This is a genomic window from Gluconacetobacter azotocaptans (assembly GCF_014174355.1).
GTDB lineage: Bacteria > Pseudomonadota > Alphaproteobacteria > Acetobacterales > Acetobacteraceae > Gluconacetobacter > Gluconacetobacter azotocaptans.
Window position 1 is genome coordinate 242116 of record NZ_JABEQF010000006.1, and the last position, 20407, is coordinate 262522.

The following is a 20407-nucleotide window of genomic DNA, read 5'->3' on the forward strand; positions in this document are numbered from 1 at the left end:
GCGACCCGCCACCGGCCGCATTCGCGAAATGTGCGGGCCCCTGCGTCTGGCACGGCCCTTGCGACAAGGGGAACGCAGGACCGTCGGTCTGCATCATGCGTTTCACTGGGACAGGGACGTTACCATGAGCAAGCTTCGCCAAATCGCTTTCTACGGCAAGGGGGGGATCGGAAAGTCCACGACCTCCCAGAACACACTCGCAGCCCTGGTCGAGATGGATCAGAAGATCCTGATCGTCGGATGCGACCCGAAGGCCGACTCCACGCGCCTGATCCTGAACTCCAAGGCGCAGGACACGGTGCTCAGCCTGGCCGCCGAGGCGGGCTCGGTCGAGGATCTGGAACTCGATGACGTGCTGAAGCTCGGCTACAAGGGCATCAAGTGCGTCGAGTCCGGCGGGCCGGAACCCGGCGTGGGGTGTGCCGGACGCGGCGTCATCACCTCGATCAACTTCCTCGAGGAAAACGGCGCCTACGACGATGTCGACTACGTGTCGTACGACGTGCTGGGCGACGTCGTCTGCGGCGGCTTCGCGATGCCGATCCGCGAGAACAAGGCGCAGGAAATCTACATCGTCATGTCCGGCGAGATGATGGCGCTGTATGCGGCCAACAACATCGCGAAGGGCATTCTGAAGTACGCGCATTCCGGCGGCGTGCGCCTGGGCGGGCTGATCTGCAACGAGCGTCAGACCGACCGTGAGTACGACCTGGCCGATGCCCTGGCCAAGCGCCTGAATTCCAAGCTGATCCACTTCGTGCCGCGCGACAACATCGTGCAGCACGCCGAACTGCGCAAGCAGACGGTGCTGGAATACGCGCCGGACTCGCAGCAGGCGCAGGAATACCGCACGCTGGCGCGGAAGATCCATGAAAATTCGGGCAAGGGCACGATCCCGACGCCGATCACCATGGAAGAACTCGAAGAAATGCTGCTGGAATTCGGCATCATGAAGACCGAAGAGCAGCAGCTTGCAGAACTGGCCGCGAAAGAAGCGGCGAAGCAGGCGGCAGCCGTCGCCTGAACGGCGTAACGCCCGCAGGACGATCCTGCGGGCACCACCCACGCTTCCGATGATGAGGACAAGGAAGATGAGCCTGGACGAAGAAGACAACAACGATCGCGAGCTTCATGCACGCCTCATCGCGGAAGTGCTGGAGGCCTATCCCGACAAGGCGAAGAAGCGTCGGCAGAAGCACCTGACCGTCGCCAAGGCCCCGGATGCCGAGGAAAAGGCCGAGGGCGGGCTGAGCGAGTGCGACGTCAAGTCGAACGTGAAGTCGGTCCCCGGCGTGATGACGATCCGCGGCTGCGCCTATGCGGGGTCGAAGGGCGTTGTCTGGGGGCCGGTCAAGGACATGGTCCATATCAGCCATGGTCCGGTCGGGTGCGGCCAGTATTCGTGGTCGCAGCGTCGCAATTACTATATCGGCAACACGGGCGTCGATAGTTTCGTCACGATGCAGTTCACCTCCGATTTCCAGGAGCGTGACATCGTGTTCGGCGGCGACAAGAAGCTCGAGAAGATCGTCGACGAGATCAACGAGCTGTTTCCGCTGGCCAAGGGGATTTCGATCCAGTCGGAATGCCCGATCGGCCTGATCGGCGACGATATCGAAGCGGTCGCGAAGAAGAAGAAGCAGGAAAGCGGCAAGACCATCGTGCCCGTGCGCTGCGAAGGCTTCCGCGGCGTGTCGCAGTCGCTGGGCCACCATATCGCCAACGACGCCATTCGCGACTGGGTGTTCGACAAGAACGACAACCACGCCGATTTCGAGACGTCGCCCTATGACGTGAATGTCATCGGCGACTACAATATCGGTGGCGACGCCTGGTCCTCGCGCATTCTGCTGGAGGAAATGGGGCTGCGGGTGGTCGGCAACTGGTCGGGTGATGCGACCCTGGCCGAGATCGAGCGCGCGCCGAAGGCGAAGCTGAACCTGATCCATTGCTACCGGTCGATGAACTATATCTGCCGGCATATGGAAGAAAAGTACAACGTCCCCTGGATCGAGTACAATTTCTTCGGTCCGTCGCAGATCGCGGCATCGCTGCGGGCGATCGCGGAACGGTTCGACGACCGGATCAAGGAAGGCGCGGAACGGGTCATCGCGAAATACCAGCCTCTGGTCGATGCCGTGATCGAGAAGTTCCGCCCCCGGCTGGAGGGCAAGAAGGTCATGCTGTACGTCGGCGGCCTGCGTCCCCGCCACGTCGTGAACGCCTATCACGACCTGGGCATGGAAATTACCGGCACCGGCTACGAATTCGGCCACAACGACGATTATCAGCGTACCGGACATTACGTGAAGGAAGGCACGCTGATCTATGACGACGTGACGGGATACGAACTGGAACGCTTCATCGAAGGGATGCGTCCGGATCTGGTCGGTTCGGGGATCAAGGAAAAATATCCGGTCCAGAAGATGGGCATTCCCTTCCGCCAGATGCATTCGTGGGACTATTCCGGCCCGTATCATGGCTACGATGGCTTTGCCATCTTCGCGCGGGACATGGACCTCGCGATCAATAACCCGGTCTGGGGCATGTTCAAGGCCCCGTGGAAAAGCGCGGCCTAGCGCCGCATGGACGTGCATGCCGTATGGCGCATGCACGTCCGCCCAGGAAAGGGGGACCAGACAATGCCACAGAATGTGGACAAGATTCTCGATCACGCACCGCTGTTCCGCGAGCCGGAATACAAGCAGATGCTGGCCGAGAAAGCCAAGCTCGAGAACATGCCGTCGGCCGAGACGGTGACGCAGATCGCCGACTGGACCAAGAGCTGGGAGTATCGCGAAAAGAATTTCGCCCGCGAATCCCTGTCGGTCAATCCGGCCAAGGCATGCCAGCCGCTGGGCGCGGTGTTCGTATCGTCCGGCTTCGAGCGGACCATGAGCTTCGTTCATGGCTCGCAGGGCTGCGTCGCCTACTATCGTTCGCACCTGTCGCGTCATTTCAAGGAACCGTCCTCGGCGGTGTCCTCGTCCATGACCGAAGACGCGGCGGTGTTCGGCGGCCTGAACAACATGGTCGACGGGCTGGCGAACACGTACAAGCTGTACGATCCCAAAATGATCGCGGTTTCGACCACCTGCATGGCCGAAGTCATCGGTGACGATCTGCATTCGTTCATCAATACGGCGAAACTCAAGGGGTCGGTGCCCGAATCCTTCGACGTGCCGTTCGCCCATACGCCGGCCTTCGTCGGAAGCCACGTGACCGGCTACGACAATATGCTCAAGGGGATCCTGGAGCATTTCTGGAAGGGGCAGACCTGCACCCCGAACATTTCGATCAACATCATTCCCGGCTTTGACGGCTTTGCGGTGGGCAACAACCGCGAACTGAAGCGCGTGCTGGGCCTGATGGGCGTGAAATACACGATCCTGTCCGATGTGTCCGACCAGTTCGACACGCCGTCGGATGGCGAGTTCCGCATGTTCGACGGCGGCACGTCGCTGGAAGCCGCCCGTGAGGCAGTCAATGCCCGGGCCACGCTGTCGCTGCAGGAATACTGCACGCCCAAGACATTGGAATATGCCCAGTCCTTCGGTCAGGACACGGCGTCGTTCCATTATCCGCTGGGGGTGCAGGCGACGGATGAGCTGCTGCAGAAGATCTCCGAGCTGACCGGCAGGCCGGTTCCCCAAGAACTGGAACTGGAACGCGGCCGCCTGATCGATGCGATGGCGGACAGCCAGTCCTGGCTGCATGGCAAGACCTACGCAATCTATGGCGACCCCGATTTCGTCTATGGCATGGCCCGTTTCATTCTGGAAACCGGCGGCGAGCCGAAGCACTGCCTGGCGACCAACGGCAGCAAGGCGTGGGAAGCGCAGATGCAGGAGCTGTTCGCCTCCTCGCCCTTCGGCGCGGGCTGCAAGGCGTGGGGCGGCCGGGATCTGTGGCATATGCGTTCGCTGCTGGCGACCGAGGCGGTCGATCTTCTGATCGGCAATTCCTATGGAAAATATCTGGAACGTGACACGGATACGCCGCTGATTCGTCTGATGTTCCCGATCTTCGACCGCCATCATCATCATCGCTTCCCGGTCTGGGGCTACCAGGGCGGACTGCGTGTGCTGGTGACGCTGCTCGACAAGATCTTCGACAAGCTCGATGCCGATACGATCGAACCGGGCGTGACCGATTATTCCTTTGATCTGACACGATAGCAACGGAACCTCCGGGCGGGTCGCTCCCGCCCGGAGGCATCGCACTGGCGTCTGTCCGGGGGCAGCATGAGCGAATCTCTGAAGGCAAAGGTCACCGAGCTGTTCAACGAACCCGGATGCGGCAAGAACGTCGCCAAGGGGGAGAAGGACCGCAAGAAGGGATGTTCCAAGCCGCTGACGCCAGGGGCGGCGGCGGGGGGGTGCGCGTTCGACGGGGCCAAGATCGCGCTGCAGCCCATCGTCGATGTCGTGCATCTGGTGCATGGCCCGCTGGCCTGCGAGGGCAATGGCTGGGACAATCGCCATGCCGCCAGTTCGGGCCCCACGCTGTATCGCCTGGGGGTCACCACCGACATCACGGAAATGGACATCGTGATGGGCAGTGGGGAGAAGCGCCTCTACAAGGCCATTCGCGAGGTGGTCGCGCGCTATGCGCCGCCGGCGGTGTTCGTCTATTCCACCTGTGTGCCCGCGCTGATCGGCGATGATGTCGCGGCCGTCTGCCGCCATGCGACGGACAAGCTGGGGACGCCCTGCATTCCGGTGAATGCCCCGGGGTTCGTCGGATCCAAGAATCTGGGCAACAAGCTGGCCGGCGAGGCGCTGCTCGATCACGTGATCGGCACGATGGAGCCCGAGGTCAGTACGCCGACCGACATCAATATTCTGGGCGAATACAACCTGTCGGGGGAGTTGTGGCAGATCCGCCCGTTGCTGGACCGGCTGGGCATTCGCCTGCACGCCTGCATCACCGGCGATGCCCGTTATCGCGAGGTGGCGTCGGCGCATCGGGCACGCGTGAACATGATGGTCTGTTCCACGGCGCTGATCAACGTGGCGCGCAAGATGGAAGAACGCTGGGGGATCCCGTACTTCGAAGGGTCTTTCTATGGCATTGACGATACGTCGACGGCGTTGCGCGCCATTGCGCAGTTGCTGGTGAAGCGGGGCGCGCCGGCGGACCTGCCGGACCGCACCGAGGACCTGATCGCGTCGGAGGAAGCCCGCGCATGGCAGCGGCTTGCGCCGTATCGCGACCGCCTGGCGGGCAAGCGGGTGCTGCTGTACACGGGCGGCGTCAAATCATGGTCCATCGTATCGGCCCTTCAGGAGATGGGCATGGTCGTTGTCGGCACGTCGGTCCGGAAATCGACCGACAACGACAAGAAGAAAATCTCGGATCTGATGGGGGGCGACGCGCATATGGTCGACAATATCCCCCCGCGCGAGATGTATGCCCAGTTGCGGCGCGGCGATGCGGATATCCTGCTGTCGGGCGGCCGGTCGCAGTTCGTCGCACTGAAGGCCCGGGTGCCGTGGCTGGATATCAACCAGGAACGTCACCATGCCTTCGCCGGATACGACGGGATGGTGACCCTAGTGCGGGAACTGGACAAGTCGCTGTCCAACCCGATGTGGCAGCAGGTGCGTAATCCCGCCCCGTGGGAGGTCGGCGATATCGACGCCTTCCTTGACGACGCGCCGTTTCTCGTCCCGATTTCCTGAGAGGACGTCATGGCCAAGATCATCCAGCGCCGCCGTGCGGTGTCGATCAATCCCCTGAAATCCTCGGCGCCGCTGGGGGCGGCCCTTGCGTACCTGGGCATCGACGGGTCGATCCCGCTGCTGCACGGGTCACAGGGGTGCACGTCTTTCGCGCTGGTGCTGCTGGTGCGGCATTTCAAGGAAACCATTCCGTTGCAGACGACCGCCATGGAGGAGGTCGCGACGATCCTGGGCGGATCGGGCAATATGGAGGAGGCGCTGCTGAACCTGACGCGCCGGGTCAAGCCGCGCTTCATCGGAATCGCCTCGACCGCCCTGGTCGAGACGCGGGGCGAGGATTATGCGGGCGACCTGAAGCTGATCATGGATCGCCAGCCCGAGCTTGCGCATACGCGGGTCGTGTTCGCCTCGACGCCCGATTATGCGGGCGCGCTGGAGGATGGGTGGGCCAGGGCGGTCAGCGCCGTCATCTCGTCCGTCGTTCTGCCGTGGTCGCCCGCCGTCACGTCGTTCCGCCAGGTTAATATCCTGCCTGGCGTGCATCAGACGCCCGCCGATATCGAGGCGCTGAAGGACATGGTCGAGAGTTTCGGCCTGTACCCCGTCGTCCTGCCCGACGTGTCCGGATCGCTGGACGGCCATGTCGCCGATGCCTGGATTCCCACGACGATGGGCGGGGCGCGGCTGGAAGAAATCGAACAGATGGCGCGGGCCACGCATACCATCGCCATCGGCGAACATATGCGTGCGCCGGCCGAACTGCTGGGCAGCCTGACCGGCGTGCCGCTGACCGTGTTTCCGACGTTGACCGGTCTTGCCCCGTGCGACCGGCTGGTCGCGTTGCTGTCGCGCCTGTCGGGCAACGCGGTCCCCGGCCGGTATCGTCGGGAACGCAGCCAGCTTGTCGATGCGATGCTGGACGGACATTTTCATTTCGGCGGCCGCAGGATTGCCATCGGCGCCGACCCCGACCTGCTGTTCGCGCTGTCGCATTTCTTTGCCGGAATGGGGGCGGAGATCGTGGCGGCGGTCGCTTCGACGGGCAATTCGCCCAGTCTGGACGCCATTCCGGCCGAGACGGTCATGATCGGCGACCTGACGGACCTGGAAGACGCGGCGCGCGCGCAGGGTGCGGACGTGCTGGTGACGCACAGCCATGGGCGGCAGGCGGCGCATCGGCTGGACATCCCGCTGATACGCGTGGGGTTTCCAATTTTCGACCGGCTGGGCACCGCCCATACGCTGTCGGTCGGCTATCGCGGCACGCGGGATCTGATTTTCCGTGTGGCCAATCTGTTCATGGGGCAGATGCACGATCATGTACCGGCGGATTTCGCCGACGTGCTGCCCGCCCCGATTGTGGAAGAGAGCAGCCATGTCAGTCCGCCTGCAACTCATTGAACCCGAAACCGGAGGGGACAAGGCGGATGCGCCGAAGGTGAAGCTGCGCATCGCCGTGGCCACGCAGGACATGAAGTCGATGAACGCGCATTTCGGCTCGGCCCTGCGGTTTGCGGTCTGGGATGTCACCCCGACCGATGCCCAGTTCGTCGAAGCGGTGGGCTTCGACGACGTATCGGATGAATCGGGCGCGCATCAGACGGATGTCGACGACAGGATCGGCCCGAAGGTGGATGCCCTGGCCGGGTGCAATCTGCTGTTCGTTCTTGCGATCGGCGGCCCCGCGGCGGCCAAGGTCGTGCGCGCGCAGATCCATCCGGTCAAGCTGTCCGCGCCCGAGACCATCGCCTCGGTCGTGGCGCGGGTGCAGGCGATGATGGTCGGCAATCCGCCGCCGTGGCTGCGCAAGGTCATGGGGGTGCGCACCCGTTCGATGGATTTTCTGGATGAGGAGGACTGAGAATGTTTGATACCCTGGCAACTGCCGAAACCGACCCGATGGACTCGCCCTTCGTCCGGGCGCTGATCAGCCGGATCCGGGCCGACGACATGTACGGCGCGTGGGAAAACAAGAAGGACAGCGCCCTTCTGCGGGACTATATCGTCACGAAGGAGGAACGCCGGGCCATTCCCATGATCGGCGATCCCGACCCCGATACGCTGTCGCGTGTCGAGCATTTCTATCAGGCGGTCGGCCTGGCGGTGGAACAGGTCACGGGCCTGATGGCGTCGCCGATGATGAAGATGAGTCATGAGGGGTTCGGCCGCGTGATGCTGACCAGCGGAAAGCTGGTCGTCTATTCCAGGACACTGCGCGACATGCACCGCTTCGGCTTCGAGGACCATGCGGCGCTGGCGCGCGAGGGCATGAAGGCGGTACAGGCCGCCGTCGCGGCTATCGAGGAATTTCCGGAAGTGGCGCGGGCATAGGGGGCATATTCCATGGGCGATATCGAAACGCTCAAGGCCGAGTTGAAGAAACTGTCGGCACGGGCGACCAAGGCGAAGATGGACCTGCACGACCTGTCCGAAGACCTGCCGGTGAACTGGCAGTCGATCACGGAGGTCGCGGCGCGCGCGCAGGCGGCCTACGCCGAACTGACGGAAAAGCGCGAGGCCCTCAAGGTGCTCGAAGAACGGGTGGAGCATTAGGACATGACGGCGGTAACGCGCGACGGACGAAACTGGACCCCCGATTACCTGCTGGCCATCGACGCCACGGTCTGCATCGGGTGCGGCCGGTGTTACAAGGTGTGCGGGCGGGGCGTCATGACGCTGCGTGGTGTGGACGAGGACGGCAACCTGGTCGATGCCGACGACGATGACGATGGTGATATCGATCGGCAGGTCATGGCGATGGCCGACGCGGGCGCGTGCGTCGGATGCGGCGCCTGCGCGCGGGTCTGCCCCACCAACTGCCAGACGCACGGCGCCGCCTGAACACGGGCGACAGACAGACGGGGGGAAGGGATCATGGAAGCGGCGGACGTACATGCCTGGCTGATGGCCGGGGGAAACGGCGGGATCTGCGACAGGTTCGATGCGCATGTCTTCGCCTCGATCCTGTCGATCGGCCTGTGCGAATCCAGTCGGCGCGCCTGCCCGGTTCCCGATACGGTGGGGCTGGACGGCGACACGCTGGTGGAGGTCGCCGCCCGCATCTTTCCGCATGCGTCGTCGCTGTTCGGGCGTCTGGCCGGGCTTGCGGGACCCGATTGCGGCGAGGACGAGCAATGTCTGCGCGACCTGCTGCGCAATTGCACCACCGAGGGGTCGACGACGGAATTCTGGCTGGCGGACATGATGGCGCGGCGTGCGATGGCGCCCAATCATCTGTGGCAGGATCTGGGCCTGCGGGGCCGGCGTGAATTGTCCTGGATCATGGAGCGGCATTTCGAACCCATCGCACGGCGCAACACCGCCGACATGAAATGGAAGAAATTCCTGTTCAGGACCATCTGCCGTGACGAGGGGTTCCGCCTCTGCACGGTACCTGTCTGCGACGAATGCGACGATTTCGACGCGTGCTTTGGCGACGAAAGCGGCGAAAGCCTGCTGGCGCGGGTCCGCCGCGACACCCACTGACCTTCCGGGGCGACAATACAGCGCTGACGCACCCGGCGGGTAGCCCCGCCGGGGCGTTCGTGCGCCTGTGGGGTCATATGTCGCATATGCGCCATCGCCGGCGTCCGGAAGGTGACAACGGTGCCGCCGGATTATGGAGCGGTTGCGCAATAAAATACCTTTGATGGCCACGGGCCCCTGGCACGGTGCTTGCGTCCTGTTCCGACGGGATAACGGTATCGACGGGAGGTCGCAATGATCCAGTTGACTGATACGGCCTGCGAGGCCGTCCGCTCGGCCATCGCCGGAGCGAAGACGCCGGTTGAGGGCATCCGCATCATGGTCCAGTCGGGCGGATGTTCGGGATTCAAATACATGATGGGCCTGGTGGCCGCGCCCGAACCCGATGACATCATCGTCGAGTTCGACGGGGTGAAGGTGTTCGTGGATGCGGAAAGCGGTCCGCACCTCGACGGCACAACGGTCGATTTTGTCGTCAGCCTGGAGCAGTCCGGGTTTTCCTTCGACAACCCGAACGCCGCCTCGAAATGCTCCTGTGGAAAGTCATTCAGTTGACGGCAGGGCGGGTCGCGGCGCGGGCGATGTAAAGCCCGACGATAGCGGGCGTTCAGGTTGGTTGGTTCGGTACAGGAGGCAGGGCAGATGTGGGAATATTCGGAAAAGGTAAAGGATTACTTCTTCAACCCCAAGAACGCCGGCGTTCTGGAAGATGCCAGCGGCGTGGGCGAGGTCGGTGCGATTGCATGCGGCGACGCGCTGAAGCTGATGATCAAGGTCGACCCCGAGACCGACCGCATCACGGAAGCCAGGTTCCAGACCTTCGGATGCGGTTCTGCGATCGCGTCGTCTTCGGCGCTGACGGAAATCATCATCGGCAAGACGCTGGACGAGGCGCTTGCGATCACCAATCAGGACATCGCCGACTTCCTGGGCGGGCTGCCGCCGGAAAAGATGCATTGTTCCGTCATGGGGTATGAGGCCCTGCGATCGGCGATTGCGAATTATCGAGGTGAGGTCTGGGAAAACGACCACGAGGAAGGCGCGCTGCTGTGCAAGTGCTTCGGCGTGGACGAAGGCATGGTCGAGCGCGCGATCCGCAACAATGTGCTGACCACCATGGAGCAGGTCGCCCATTTCACGAAGGCGACGGGCAGCTGCGGCACCTGCGTCGAAGGCATTGAGGAGGTGCTGGAACGCACCAATGCCGCGATGGTCGAGGCCGGGGAACTTGCCGCGTCACAGGCCTTCGTCGCCGGGGCGACACCCGTGGTGGGGCGGAAGGCGCCGCGCAGTTCGCCCGTCGTCGCGCCGGCACCCCCGCCGGCCGCGAAAATGACGATGCTGCAGCGTATCAAGCTGATCGAGGCGGAGCTGGAGGCGCTGCGTCCCGCGCTGCAAAGTGACGGGGGAGACTGCGAACTTGTGGATGTGGAAGACAACAAGGTCATGGTGCGTCTGTCGGGCGCCTGCGTGAATTGCCAGCTTGCGTCCGTGACGGTGCAGGGCATCCAGAGCCGTCTTGCCGAACGGCTGGGCACGCCCGTGCGTGTCATTCCTGTTCCCTCCACGCATTGACAAGGGAGAATGACGATGGATCCGGTCTACCTCGACAACAATGCGACCACCCGCGTCGACGCGGCCGTCGTGTCCGCAATGCTGCCCTATTTCACCGAGCAGTTTGGTAACGCATCATCCATCCATGCCTTTGGCGCCGAGGTCGGCGCCGGGCTGCGCACCGCGCGCCGCCAGTTGCAGGCGCTGCTGGGCGCCGAATTCGATCATGAGATCGTCTATACCGGCGGCGGCACGGAATCCGACAACACGGCGATCCTGTCGGCGCTGGAAACCCGGAGTGGACGGAACGAGATCGTGACCAGCACGGTCGAGCATCCCGCCATCCTCAGCCTGTGCGCGTGGCTGGAAAAGACGCGGGGGGCCAAGGTACATTATATCGGCGTGGATGCGCGCGGGCGTCTGGACATCGATGCCTATCGCAAGGCGCTGGGCCCGCGCACGGCCATCGCGTCGATCATGTGGGCGAATAACGAAACCGGCACGATCTTCCCCGTCGAAACGCTGGCCGCGCTGGCGCACGAGGCCGGGGCGCTGTTTCATACCGACGCGGTGCAGGCCGTCGGAAAAATCGCGATCGACCTGTCCGGTTCGGACATCGACATGCTGTCGCTGTCCGGACACAAGCTGCATGGGCCGAAGGGAATCGGCGCGCTGTATGTCCGTCGCGGCGTGCGCCTGCGCCCGCTGATCCGTGGCGGCCATCAGGAGCGGGGGCGGCGTGCGGGCACGGAAAACGCGCCGGGTATCGTCGGCCTTGGTGCGGCCGCCGCCCTGGCGCAGGAGCATATGGAGGAAGAAAATACGCGTGTGCGTGACCTGCGCGACCGGCTGGAGCGCGGGCTGGTCCAGCGCATCAGCCATGCCGTCGTCACGGGCGATATCGAAAACCGCCTGCCCAACACCGCCAATGTCGCGTTCGAATATATCGAGGGCGAGGCGATCCTGCTGTTGCTGAACAAGGCCGGGATCGCCGCATCGTCGGGTTCGGCCTGCACGTCGGGCTCGCTTGAGCCGTCGCATGTGCTGCGCGCGATGAAGGTGCCCTATACGGCCGCGCACGGCGCGATCCGCTTTTCGTTCTCGCGCGAAAATACGGACGCGGATGTCGACAGGGTGCTGGAGGTCATGCCCGGCATCATCGCCCAGTTGCGCCAGATGTCGCCGTTCTGGGACGGCGAAAGCAAGACGAGGACCGCCTTTACCCCGACCTATGCGTGAACTCCGGCGGAATTTGCCTGGAATGGAGGATCTGGCATGTCCGAAGCCGCACGCCTGATCGTCAACGACACGACCCTGCGCGATGGCGAGCAGGCCCCCGGCGTTGCCTTTACGGTGGTCGAGAAGCTGGCCCTGGCGCGGATGCTCGATGACGCCGGTGTCGATGAGATCGAAGCCGGTGTCCCGGCGATGGGACCGGCCGAGGTCGAGACCATCGCCGAAATCGGCCGGATCGTGACGCGCGCGCGCGTCATTCCCTGGTGCCGCATGACGCGCGCCGATGTCGATGTGGCGCTGAAGACCGGCCTGAAGACCGTGCATCTGTCCGTTTCGACCTCGCCGGCGCAGATCCAGGCAAAATATCGGACGTCGCCCGGCGCGGTCGTGAAGATGGCGGCCGGCGTGATTGCCTATGCCCGCGACCGGGGACTGGACGTTTCGGTGGGGGGCGAGGATGCCAGCCGCGCCGTTCCGTCGTTTCTGGTCGATCTGCTGGGCGCCATCGGCAATGCGGAGGCGTTCAGGTTCCGCTTCGCGGATACGCTCGGCGTGCTGGACCCCTTCGCGACCTATGAGGCGATTGCGCGTCTTGTTCAGGCCGTTGACTTGGAGATCGAATTCCACGGTCACGACGATCTGGGCCTGGCGACCGCCAATACGCTGGCGGCGATCCGCGCGGGTGCCAGCGGGGCCAGCGTGACGGTGCTGGGTCTGGGCGAGCGGGCGGGAAACGCGCCCCTTGAGGAGGTGGTGGTCGGCGCGCAACGCCTGCTGAGGCGGCAGACGGGGGTGCGTCTGCGATCTCTGCCGGGGCTTGCCCATGCGGTGGCCGAGGCCACGGGCCGTGCCATCGGGCCGGACAAGTCGATCGTGGGCGAGGCCGTCTTCCGTCATGAATCCGGAATTCATGTATCGGGCCTGCTGCGCGACGCCGCGACCTACGAGGACCTGGATCCCGCATTGTTTGGCCGCCAGCGCGAAATCGTGTTCGGCCGCCATTCGGGGCGTGCCGCCATGAACCATGCGCTGACGATGCTGGGGCTGGAGGCCGATGACGGATTCGTGGCCGATCTGCTGAATGCGGTGCGTCTGCGTGCGCTTCAGAACAAACGGACCGTCGGCCTGGATGAGGTCGGCGAACTGTATGCATCGTTGCGCCCGCGCCGGATCATGCCACGGAATGCAGGCAGTGTGTCGCCCGATATCACCACATCCTGTCGATGAGGAAACAGACATGACTGTTTTGGACGAACTGAAGCGGCTTGCCGCCGCCGAGGATTTCTTTCGCGTGCTGGGGGTGCCCTACGATCCGCAGGTGCTGAACGTCGCACGCCTGCACATCCTGCGGCGCATGGGCGCCTACCTTGCCGACACCGCGGCGCAGGACGAGGGGGACGCGACACGGCAGCGCGAAATGTGCCGCGCCCAGTTGCAGCGTGCCTATGACGATTTCACGCGTTCGACCCCGATTTCCGAGCGTGTGTTCAAGGTGCACAAGGATGCGGTGCGGCCCGCCCATTCGGGATTTGTCGGCCTGTCGGAACTGACACAGCCGGGTGACGAGACCTGACCAAGCCTGTCGGCTTGCGGACAGGCGCATGGCGGCGTGCCCGTGGGTGCCGATGGAACGCCGGGTTTCGGCCCTGGTGATGACTGGCACGATGCTTGCGTTTGAGGAGGCAGGCCGAAATTGCCCCCGCAGGGCGTGCCATCGGAAGCAAAGCGCAATCGCGGAGCAGGAAGAATGCGAATATTCGTGTGCATAAAACAGGTTCCCGACAGCGCGCAGATCCGCGTCCACCCGGTAACCAATACGATCATGCGCCAGGGCGTGCCCACGATCATCAATCCTTACGATCTGTTCGGTCTGGAAGAGGCGCTGCGCCTGCGCGATCGTTTCGGCGGCGAGGTCACGGTGATGACCATGGGGCCGCCGATGGCCTCCGACAGTCTGCGCAAGGCGCTGACCTACGGCGCGGACCGGGCGGTGCTGCTGACCGACCGTTTCTTCGCCGGGTCGGATACGCTGGCGACCAGCTATGCGCTGGCCAATCTGATTCAGAAGGCCTCCGACAACTGGGGAAAGCCGGACATCGTGTTCTGCGGCAAGCAGACCATCGACGGCGACACGGCCCAGGTCGGCCCGGGCATCGCCCGCCGACTGGGGTTGACGCAATTGACCTATGTCTCGTCGATCGACGCGATCGATCCGTCGCATGGCACCATCACGGTACGGCGGCGCGCCGACCATGGCGTGCAGGTCCTGCAGTCGCGGCTGCCCGCCATGATCACCATGATGGAAGGCAGCAACGAGATCCGGCGCGGCCGGATCGAGGACGCATTGCGCGCCGCCAGCGCCGAGGTCGTGCAGTGGAACGCGGCGGCGGCGGGCATCACCGATCTGGGTCATTGTGGGCTGCGGGGCTCGCCGACGGTGGTCAAGAAAGTCTTCGCCCCGCCCTCGCGCGAGGAAAAGGCGACGCTGGTGGGCGAGGGGGCGGCAAACCCCACCGCGGTCGCGAACGACCTGATTACGCAGATATTCGCCCGCCAGCCCGTGCTGGAAGGCGATCTGATGCACGCAGCAGCCAGGCATTGAGGAGCAAGGCGTCATGAATAGTTCTGCACCCCGGCCTGCTGCCGCGGCCGGCAGCCGGGCCGGCATGAAGAAGGAACTGCCGGAACATTTCCGGTCGTACAAGCATGTCTGGGTCTTCATCGAGTTCGAACAGGGCGAAATTCATCCGGTTTCCCTGGAACTGCTGGGCGAGGGGCGGAAGCTTGCCGACCAGTTGCAGGTCGAACTGGCCGGCGTCCTGCTGGGCGGGTGTGGCGCCGCGCTGACCGGGGCGGCGGGAATCTGCCACAGCTACGGCGCGGACGTGGTCTATGTGGTCGCCCATCCCGTATTGGCCGATTACCGGAACGAGCCGTACACGCGCGTCATGACCGACCTTGTGCGCAAGTTCGAGCCCGAGATCATGCTGCTGGGGGCGACCGTGCTGGGGCGCGACCTGGCGGGTTCGGTCGCCACGACGCTTCAGACGGGACTGACGGCCGATTGTACCGAACTGGCCATCGACGACGAACGCTCGCTGGCGGCGACACGTCCGACGTTCGGCGGGTCGTTGCTCTGCACCATCCATACGCTGAATTTCCGGCCGCAGATGGCGACGGTGCGCCCGCGCGTCATGCCGCTGCCGGTGCCCGACACCAGCCGCACCGGGCGGATTGTCGAATATCAGGCGGAACTGGAGGAGTCGGATATCGTCACCAAGGTGATCGACTTCCTGGCCGACCGGAATTCGGAAAGTGCGCAGCTTGCCTTCGCGGATGTGGCGGTGGCCGGCGGGCTTGGCCTGCGTTCGGCGGAAAACGTGTCCCTGGTGCGCGATCTGGCGCAGGTCCTGGGCGGGGACTGGGGCGGGTCGCGGCCGCTGGTGCAGAAGGGCTGGATTCCGTCCGACCGTCAGATCGGCCAGACCGGCAAGACCATCCGGCCCCGGCTGTATATCGCGGCCGGCATTTCGGGCGCGATCCAGCATCGTGTGGGCGTCGAGGGATCGGATCTGATCGTCGCGATCAATACCGACCCCAACGCACCGATTTTCGAATTCGCGCATCTGGGGGTCGTCGGCGATGCGACGGTCCTTCTGCCCGCGCTGACCGAGGCATTTCGTTCGCGCCTTGCCGTCAACCGGCTGGCTGGCTGAGGAGCATCGTCAATGACACGGAACCATTTCGATGCCATCGTCGTGGGGGCGGGGCCTTCGGGCAATGCTGCCGCCTACATGCTGGCGCAGAGGGGGCTGAACGTCCTGCAGATCGAACGCGGGGAATATGCCGGTTCGAAAAACGTGCAGGGCGCGATCCTGTATGCCGATGCGCTGGAAAAGATCATTCCCGATTTCCGCGACGAGGCGCCGCTGGAACGTCACATCGTCGAACAGCGGGTGTGGATGATGGACGATGCCGGGCATACCGGCATGCATCATCGCAGCGACGACTACAACGAGGACAAGCCGAACCGCTATACCATCCTGCGCGCGCAGTTCGACAAATGGTTCAGCCGCTGCGTGAAGGAGGCCGGGGCGACCGTCATCTACGAAACGACGGTGACGTCACTGATGCGCGATGCGTCCGGCTGGGTCGTCGGTGTCCATACCGATCGCAACGGCGAGGGGATCACGGCGGATGTCGTCATCCTGGCCGAAGGCGTGAACGGCCTGGTCGGTCGCGCGTCGGGACTGCGGGAGGAGCTGAAGCCCGAGAACGTGGCGCTGGCGGTCAAGGAAATGCACTTCCTGCCCCAGGAGGTCATCGACGCCCGCTTCAACCTGAAAGGGGATGAGGGCGTGGTCATCGAGGCCATGGGGACCATTACCGAAGGGATGGTCGGAACCGCGTTCCTGTATACCAATCGGGAATCGATTTCAGTGGGCATCGGCTGCATGGTCAGCGACTTTACCGATGTCGGACAGGCGACACCCCATGGATTGCTCGACCGCTTCAAGGCGCATCCCAGCATCCGGCCCCTGCTGGAAGGCTCGGAAATCAAGGAATATGCGGCGCATCTGATTCCGGAAGGCGGATACAAGGCTATTCCGGAACTGGTCGGCAACGGATGGCTGGTGGTGGGCGACGCGGGGCATTTCGTCAATGCCGTGCACCGCGAAGGGTCGAACCTGGCGATGACGACCGGGCGTCTGGCGGCCGAGACCGTGGCCGATATCATCCTGTCCGGCGGCAGCTGCTCCCGCCACAATCTGGCTGCCTATGTCGATGCGGTGAAGGAGTCCTTCGTGATGAAGGACATGAAAAAATACAAGGACATTCATGGGTTCCTGAAAAAGGGGCGTCATGTCGTCGACCTGTATCCCCGCCTGATGAACCGCGCGGCGCAGACGTGGTTCCGCGTGGATGGCGTGGACAAGAGAAGCAAGGAATCCACCATCATGCGCGAGGCATGGCGCGCGCGGGGAATCGGTGGGTTGATGGGTGACGCATTCAAGCTGATGAGGGCATGGAGATGAGCGATCGCGTTGAAAACCGGCTGTTCCAGAACCGGTATGTGGTGGATGTGGGACGGCCGCATATTACGGTCAAGCCGCATGTCAATCCGTCCGATGCCTTGGTCGCCATGACCCGCGTCTGCCCGGCCGGCTGTTACAGCCGTAATGACCAGGGCCAGGTGGAAATCGTGGCCGATGGCTGCATGGAATGCGGCACCTGCCGGGTCGTCTGCGCGCAGACGGGCGAAATCGAATGGAGCTATCCGCGGGGTGGCTTCGGCGTGCTGTTCAAGTTCGGCTGAGCCGATGTATGGCACACCGGCCGGACTGATCGACGCGCTGCTGGCCGAGGATGCGGCGTTCGGCGATCTGACGACGCGGACGCTGGGGATAGGGGCCTGTCCGGGCCGGATCACCTTCGTCGCCCGGGACGATCAGGTGGCCTGCGGGACCGAGGAAGCGGCGGCGCTTCTGCGGCATCTGGGCGCGGAGACGGTCTATATCCTGCCTTCGGGGAGTGCCGCGCCGGCCGGGACATTGCTGCTTGCCGCCACGGGGGCGGCGGCGGCCTTGCATATGGGATGGAAATCCGCACAGACGCTGATGGAATGGGCATCGGGTATCGCCACGGAAACACGGGCGATCGTGGCCGCCGCGCGGGTGGCCCACCCGGATGCCGTCGTGGCCTGTACGCGCAAGATGCCACCCTTGACGCGGGTTCTGGCGGTCCGTGCGGTGCTGGCCGGTGGTGGGGTCATGCATCGGATCAATCTGTCCGAGACCATCCTCATCTTTCAGGAACATATGGCGTTCATGGGGGGGAAGACCGAAATCGGCGCGGCGATCCGGCGCATGCGTTCGACGGCGCCCGAACGGAAGATCGTGGTCGAAGTAACGGACCCGGTGCAGGCGATCGAGGTCGCCGGCCATGCCCCGGATGTGCTGCAACTGGAAAAATTCTCTCCTCAGCAGCTTCGGCGCGTTCATGATGCGTTGTTGGAGCGGGGCGTTTGTCCGGTCCTGGCGGCCGCGGGTGGGGTCAATCGCCTGAATGCGGCGGCTTATGTGTCCGAAGGTGCCCGGGTTCTCGTGACGTCGGCGCCTTATTTCGCCCCGCCGCGCGACGTGCAGGTGACCCTGGATCGCGCATGAGCGATTGGCAGCGTTCTGCTGCCCGGGCCTTTGGCGGGAGCCAGGGCACCCCCTGAGACGCCGGCCGGGCGGCAGGAAATGCTGAGCGTGTTCCAGGAATTTCCGTCATGCATGACTATATGCGAACAATAACCCGGCGCTGGAAGAAGAACTGGACATATCGATATTCATCCGGAATATTCGAACAGGACAATCGGCAGGTCCGGTCTCTCGTCACCCCTGACACCGAAGGAGGGTTGCCTGGGCAACCCGATGCACGACATGACAGACACGGAACATTCTTGCGACGAGACGAATGATGTGCGGGCGATCAAGGAACGCCTGCGTTTCATGCGGATGACACCGGATTCGGGCGTGGCGCTCCGGTCTCTGAAAAGACTTGTCGATCGGGAACTGCCCGTCGCGCTCGACAGGTTCTACGACCAGGTACGCAAGACGCCTGAAACCCGGAAGTTCTTTTCTTCCGAAGAACAGATCGCCCATGCCAAAGGTGCGCAGACCCGTCATTGGGTCCACATCTCCAACGGGAATTTCACCGGGGACTATGCCGCCAAGGTGCGCACGATCGGTACGGTTCATGCCCGTATCGGCCTGGAACCGAAATGGTGCATCGGGGGCTATGCCGTCGTTCTGGACCATCTGATCAACGCCGCCGTCGAAGAAATGTTTCCCAGGACCGGCCTGTTCGCGAAACAGACCATGACGGCGGCCGATTTCGGCAAGGCGCTGGGCAGTCTGGCCAAGGCCGTGCTGCTGGACATGGACCTGGCGATTTCCGTCTATCTGGAAGAAGCCGAAAAGGCCAAGCAGAAGGCGCAGGCCGAGGCGATCGCCAGCGAGCAGAAGCTGGTGTCCCGGAGCTTCGGCAACGCGATGGCCAGCCTTGCCGACAAGGACCTGACCTGTGAGATAGAAGGCGAACTGCCTGTCGCGTACCAGCCGTTGCGTACCCATTTCAACAATTCCATAGAAACCCTGCGGCAATCACTGCTTTCGGTCGAGGCGGTGTCCTCTTCGGTCGAGATGGCAACTTCCGAGATCAGCACTGCAGCCGACGACCTGGCCTATCGCACGGAACGGCAGGCGGCGTCGGTCGAGCAAACGGCGGCCGCCCTTGACCAGATCATGACGACGATGCGCACCACGGCGGACAGGGCCGAGGAGTCCGGCACCCTTGTCGCACGCGCCAGGACCAGCGCGGAGAATTCCGAGACCATCGTTCAGCAGGCCATCGCCGTCATGGACGAAATCGCGCGTTCGTCCATCGAGATCGGCGCGATCACCGACCTGATGGACCAGATCGCCTTCCAGACGAACGTGCTGGCGCTCAATGCCAGCGTCGAGGCCGCCCGTGCCGGCGACGCGGGCAGGGGCTTTGCCGTGGTCGCGCAGGAAGTGCGCGTGCTCGCCCAGCGCGCCGCCGAGGCCGCAAAGGGGATCAAGGGCCAGATCGCCAGGTCGGGCCGGCAGGTCACGTCCGGCGTGGCCCTTGTCGGCGAAACCAGCGCGGCGCTTCAGGCCATCATTGGGGATGTGAAGGACATCAGCCAGCATGTCTCGGCCATCGTGGATGCGGCGCGCGCGCAGTCGACGGGACTTCAGGAGGTCAATACCGCCGTCGCCATGATCGACCAGGGCACGCAGCAGAATGCCGCCATGGTCGAACAGACCTCCGCCGCCAGCCGCAGCCTGGCGTCGGAGGCCGCGCGGCTGAAGGACCTGCTGGCCACCTTCCACCTTGAAAGCGAAAGCGAAAGTGAGGTGTCGATGGCGTCCTATGCCGCCGCGCGGAGAAGCCTGCCGGTTGCTGCGTCAAGGAGAATCGGCATGGGGGCCTTGCCGAGGCAATGGCGGCCGGTTGCGCCCCAGGGGGCATGATCGCTCGGCACCCGGCCGGCGCCACCCGGGGTCCCGGTTTCCCCAGGCCCGGTTCCATCCGCTCCAGCCGCCGCCCCACGGCCCCGGGTCCCCCGGTTCAATTGGGCACCCCGATAATCCATCGCCGTGCAGGTCGCGGACTCGAATGGGTAGCGATTCCTTATAAACCAATAACCTGTCGGAGCCGGGCGTTCGACGGGGGCTCACCCCGGTCACGGCAGAGGCGGCAGGGCTGTTGCTGCCTCGTTGCGTTTCAGGGGCTGGGCGCCCCCCCTGGACCGCATGACCGGAATCGCACAAACGTGTAATAATTGTCATAAACTATTTTTTGGATCCCACGTTCAGAGCGCTGCAAGGACGGGGAACTGTTGCACGTTGCATAACCGGTAAAAATCGACTGAA

General features: G+C 63.8%; 21 protein-coding genes. All 21 read left to right on the plus strand.

Going from position 1 to position 20407, the window contains the following annotated elements:
* Positions 1 to 124: 124 nt before the first annotated feature.
* The 21 genes from nifH (at position 125) to HLH34_RS19645 (ending at position 20005) form a co-directional block, all read left to right on the plus strand.
* The gene (nifH, locus tag HLH34_RS10525) at positions 125 to 1024 is read left to right on the plus strand and encodes a nitrogenase iron protein (RefSeq protein WP_183119623.1); all 900 of its coding nucleotides are present in this window, start codon (positions 125 to 127) and stop codon (positions 1022 to 1024) included.
* 67 nt (positions 1025 to 1091) lie between these two features.
* Positions 1092 to 2579: a nitrogenase molybdenum-iron protein alpha chain gene (nifD, locus tag HLH34_RS10530; protein ID WP_183119524.1), complete on the plus strand. Its 1488-nt coding sequence runs from the start codon at positions 1092 to 1094 to the stop codon at positions 2577 to 2579.
* 63 nt (positions 2580 to 2642) lie between these two features.
* Positions 2643 to 4178 (plus strand): nitrogenase molybdenum-iron protein subunit beta, encoded by a 1536-nt coding sequence (nifK, locus tag HLH34_RS10535; protein WP_183119525.1) that lies wholly within the window; start codon positions 2643 to 2645, stop codon positions 4176 to 4178.
* A 66-nt stretch (positions 4179 to 4244) separates the two neighbouring features.
* Complete coding sequence (gene nifE, locus HLH34_RS10540) at positions 4245 to 5684, plus strand: nitrogenase iron-molybdenum cofactor biosynthesis protein NifE (RefSeq protein ID WP_183119526.1); 1440 nt, start codon at positions 4245 to 4247, stop codon at positions 5682 to 5684.
* Positions 5685 to 5693: 9 nt separating this feature from the next.
* Positions 5694 to 7085 (plus strand): nitrogenase iron-molybdenum cofactor biosynthesis protein NifN, encoded by a 1392-nt coding sequence (nifN, locus tag HLH34_RS10545; protein WP_183119527.1) that lies wholly within the window; start codon positions 5694 to 5696, stop codon positions 7083 to 7085.
* The gene (nifX, locus tag HLH34_RS10550; protein WP_183119528.1) at positions 7060 to 7545 is read left to right on the plus strand and encodes a nitrogen fixation protein NifX; all 486 of its coding nucleotides are present in this window, start codon (positions 7060 to 7062) and stop codon (positions 7543 to 7545) included. The genes nifN and nifX overlap by 26 nt, the downstream gene beginning before the upstream one ends.
* A 2-nt stretch (positions 7546 to 7547) precedes the next feature.
* On the plus strand, positions 7548 to 8015 hold the full coding sequence (locus HLH34_RS10555; RefSeq protein ID WP_183119529.1) for a NifX-associated nitrogen fixation protein: 468 nt from the start codon (positions 7548 to 7550) through the stop codon (positions 8013 to 8015).
* A gap of 12 nt (positions 8016 to 8027) precedes the next feature.
* Entirely contained in the window at positions 8028 to 8237 is a 210-nt protein-coding gene (locus tag HLH34_RS10560) for a CCE_0567 family metalloprotein (protein ID WP_183119530.1), read from the plus strand.
* Between the two features lie 3 nt (positions 8238 to 8240).
* Positions 8241 to 8525, plus strand: a complete 285-nt coding sequence (gene fdxB, locus HLH34_RS10565) for a ferredoxin III, nif-specific (RefSeq protein ID WP_183119531.1) — start codon at positions 8241 to 8243, stop codon at positions 8523 to 8525.
* A 33-nt stretch (positions 8526 to 8558) separates the two neighbouring features.
* Entirely contained in the window at positions 8559 to 9170 is a 612-nt protein-coding gene (locus HLH34_RS10570; RefSeq protein ID WP_183119532.1) for a nitrogen fixation protein NifQ, read from the plus strand.
* 234 nt (positions 9171 to 9404) lie between these two features.
* The gene (locus HLH34_RS10575; RefSeq protein WP_183119533.1) at positions 9405 to 9725 is read left to right on the plus strand and encodes a HesB/IscA family protein; all 321 of its coding nucleotides are present in this window, start codon (positions 9405 to 9407) and stop codon (positions 9723 to 9725) included.
* Between the two features lie 87 nt (positions 9726 to 9812).
* A complete protein-coding gene (gene nifU, locus HLH34_RS10580) occupies positions 9813 to 10745 on the plus strand; it encodes a Fe-S cluster assembly protein NifU (RefSeq protein ID WP_183119534.1) in 933 nt (310 codons plus the stop codon).
* A 15-nt stretch (positions 10746 to 10760) separates the two neighbouring features.
* The gene (gene nifS / locus HLH34_RS10585; RefSeq protein WP_183119624.1) at positions 10761 to 11963 is read left to right on the plus strand and encodes a cysteine desulfurase NifS; all 1203 of its coding nucleotides are present in this window, start codon (positions 10761 to 10763) and stop codon (positions 11961 to 11963) included.
* Between the two features lie 36 nt (positions 11964 to 11999).
* Complete coding sequence (gene nifV / locus HLH34_RS10590) at positions 12000 to 13187, plus strand: homocitrate synthase (protein WP_183119535.1); 1188 nt, start codon at positions 12000 to 12002, stop codon at positions 13185 to 13187.
* A gap of 10 nt (positions 13188 to 13197) precedes the next feature.
* Entirely contained in the window at positions 13198 to 13533 is a 336-nt protein-coding gene (gene nifW / locus HLH34_RS10595) for a nitrogenase stabilizing/protective protein NifW (RefSeq protein ID WP_183119536.1), read from the plus strand.
* Between the two features lie 174 nt (positions 13534 to 13707).
* Entirely contained in the window at positions 13708 to 14562 is an 855-nt protein-coding gene (locus HLH34_RS10600) for an electron transfer flavoprotein subunit beta/FixA family protein (protein WP_183119537.1), read from the plus strand.
* Positions 14563 to 14575: 13 nt separating this feature from the next.
* Entirely contained in the window at positions 14576 to 15676 is a 1101-nt protein-coding gene (locus tag HLH34_RS10605; protein ID WP_183119538.1) for an electron transfer flavoprotein subunit alpha/FixB family protein, read from the plus strand.
* A 12-nt stretch (positions 15677 to 15688) separates the two neighbouring features.
* Complete coding sequence (locus tag HLH34_RS10610; protein WP_183119539.1) at positions 15689 to 16996, plus strand: FAD-dependent oxidoreductase; 1308 nt, start codon at positions 15689 to 15691, stop codon at positions 16994 to 16996.
* The gene (locus HLH34_RS10615; RefSeq protein WP_183119540.1) at positions 16993 to 17277 is read left to right on the plus strand and encodes a ferredoxin family protein; all 285 of its coding nucleotides are present in this window, start codon (positions 16993 to 16995) and stop codon (positions 17275 to 17277) included. The genes HLH34_RS10610 and HLH34_RS10615 overlap by 4 nt, the downstream gene beginning before the upstream one ends.
* A gap of 4 nt (positions 17278 to 17281) precedes the next feature.
* Positions 17282 to 18127: a ModD protein gene (gene modD, locus HLH34_RS10620; RefSeq protein WP_183119541.1), complete on the plus strand. Its 846-nt coding sequence runs from the start codon at positions 17282 to 17284 to the stop codon at positions 18125 to 18127.
* A 261-nt stretch (positions 18128 to 18388) separates the two neighbouring features.
* On the plus strand, positions 18389 to 20005 hold the full coding sequence (locus tag HLH34_RS19645; protein ID WP_204736793.1) for a globin-coupled sensor protein: 1617 nt from the start codon (positions 18389 to 18391) through the stop codon (positions 20003 to 20005).
* Positions 20006 to 20407: the final 402 nt, after the last annotated feature.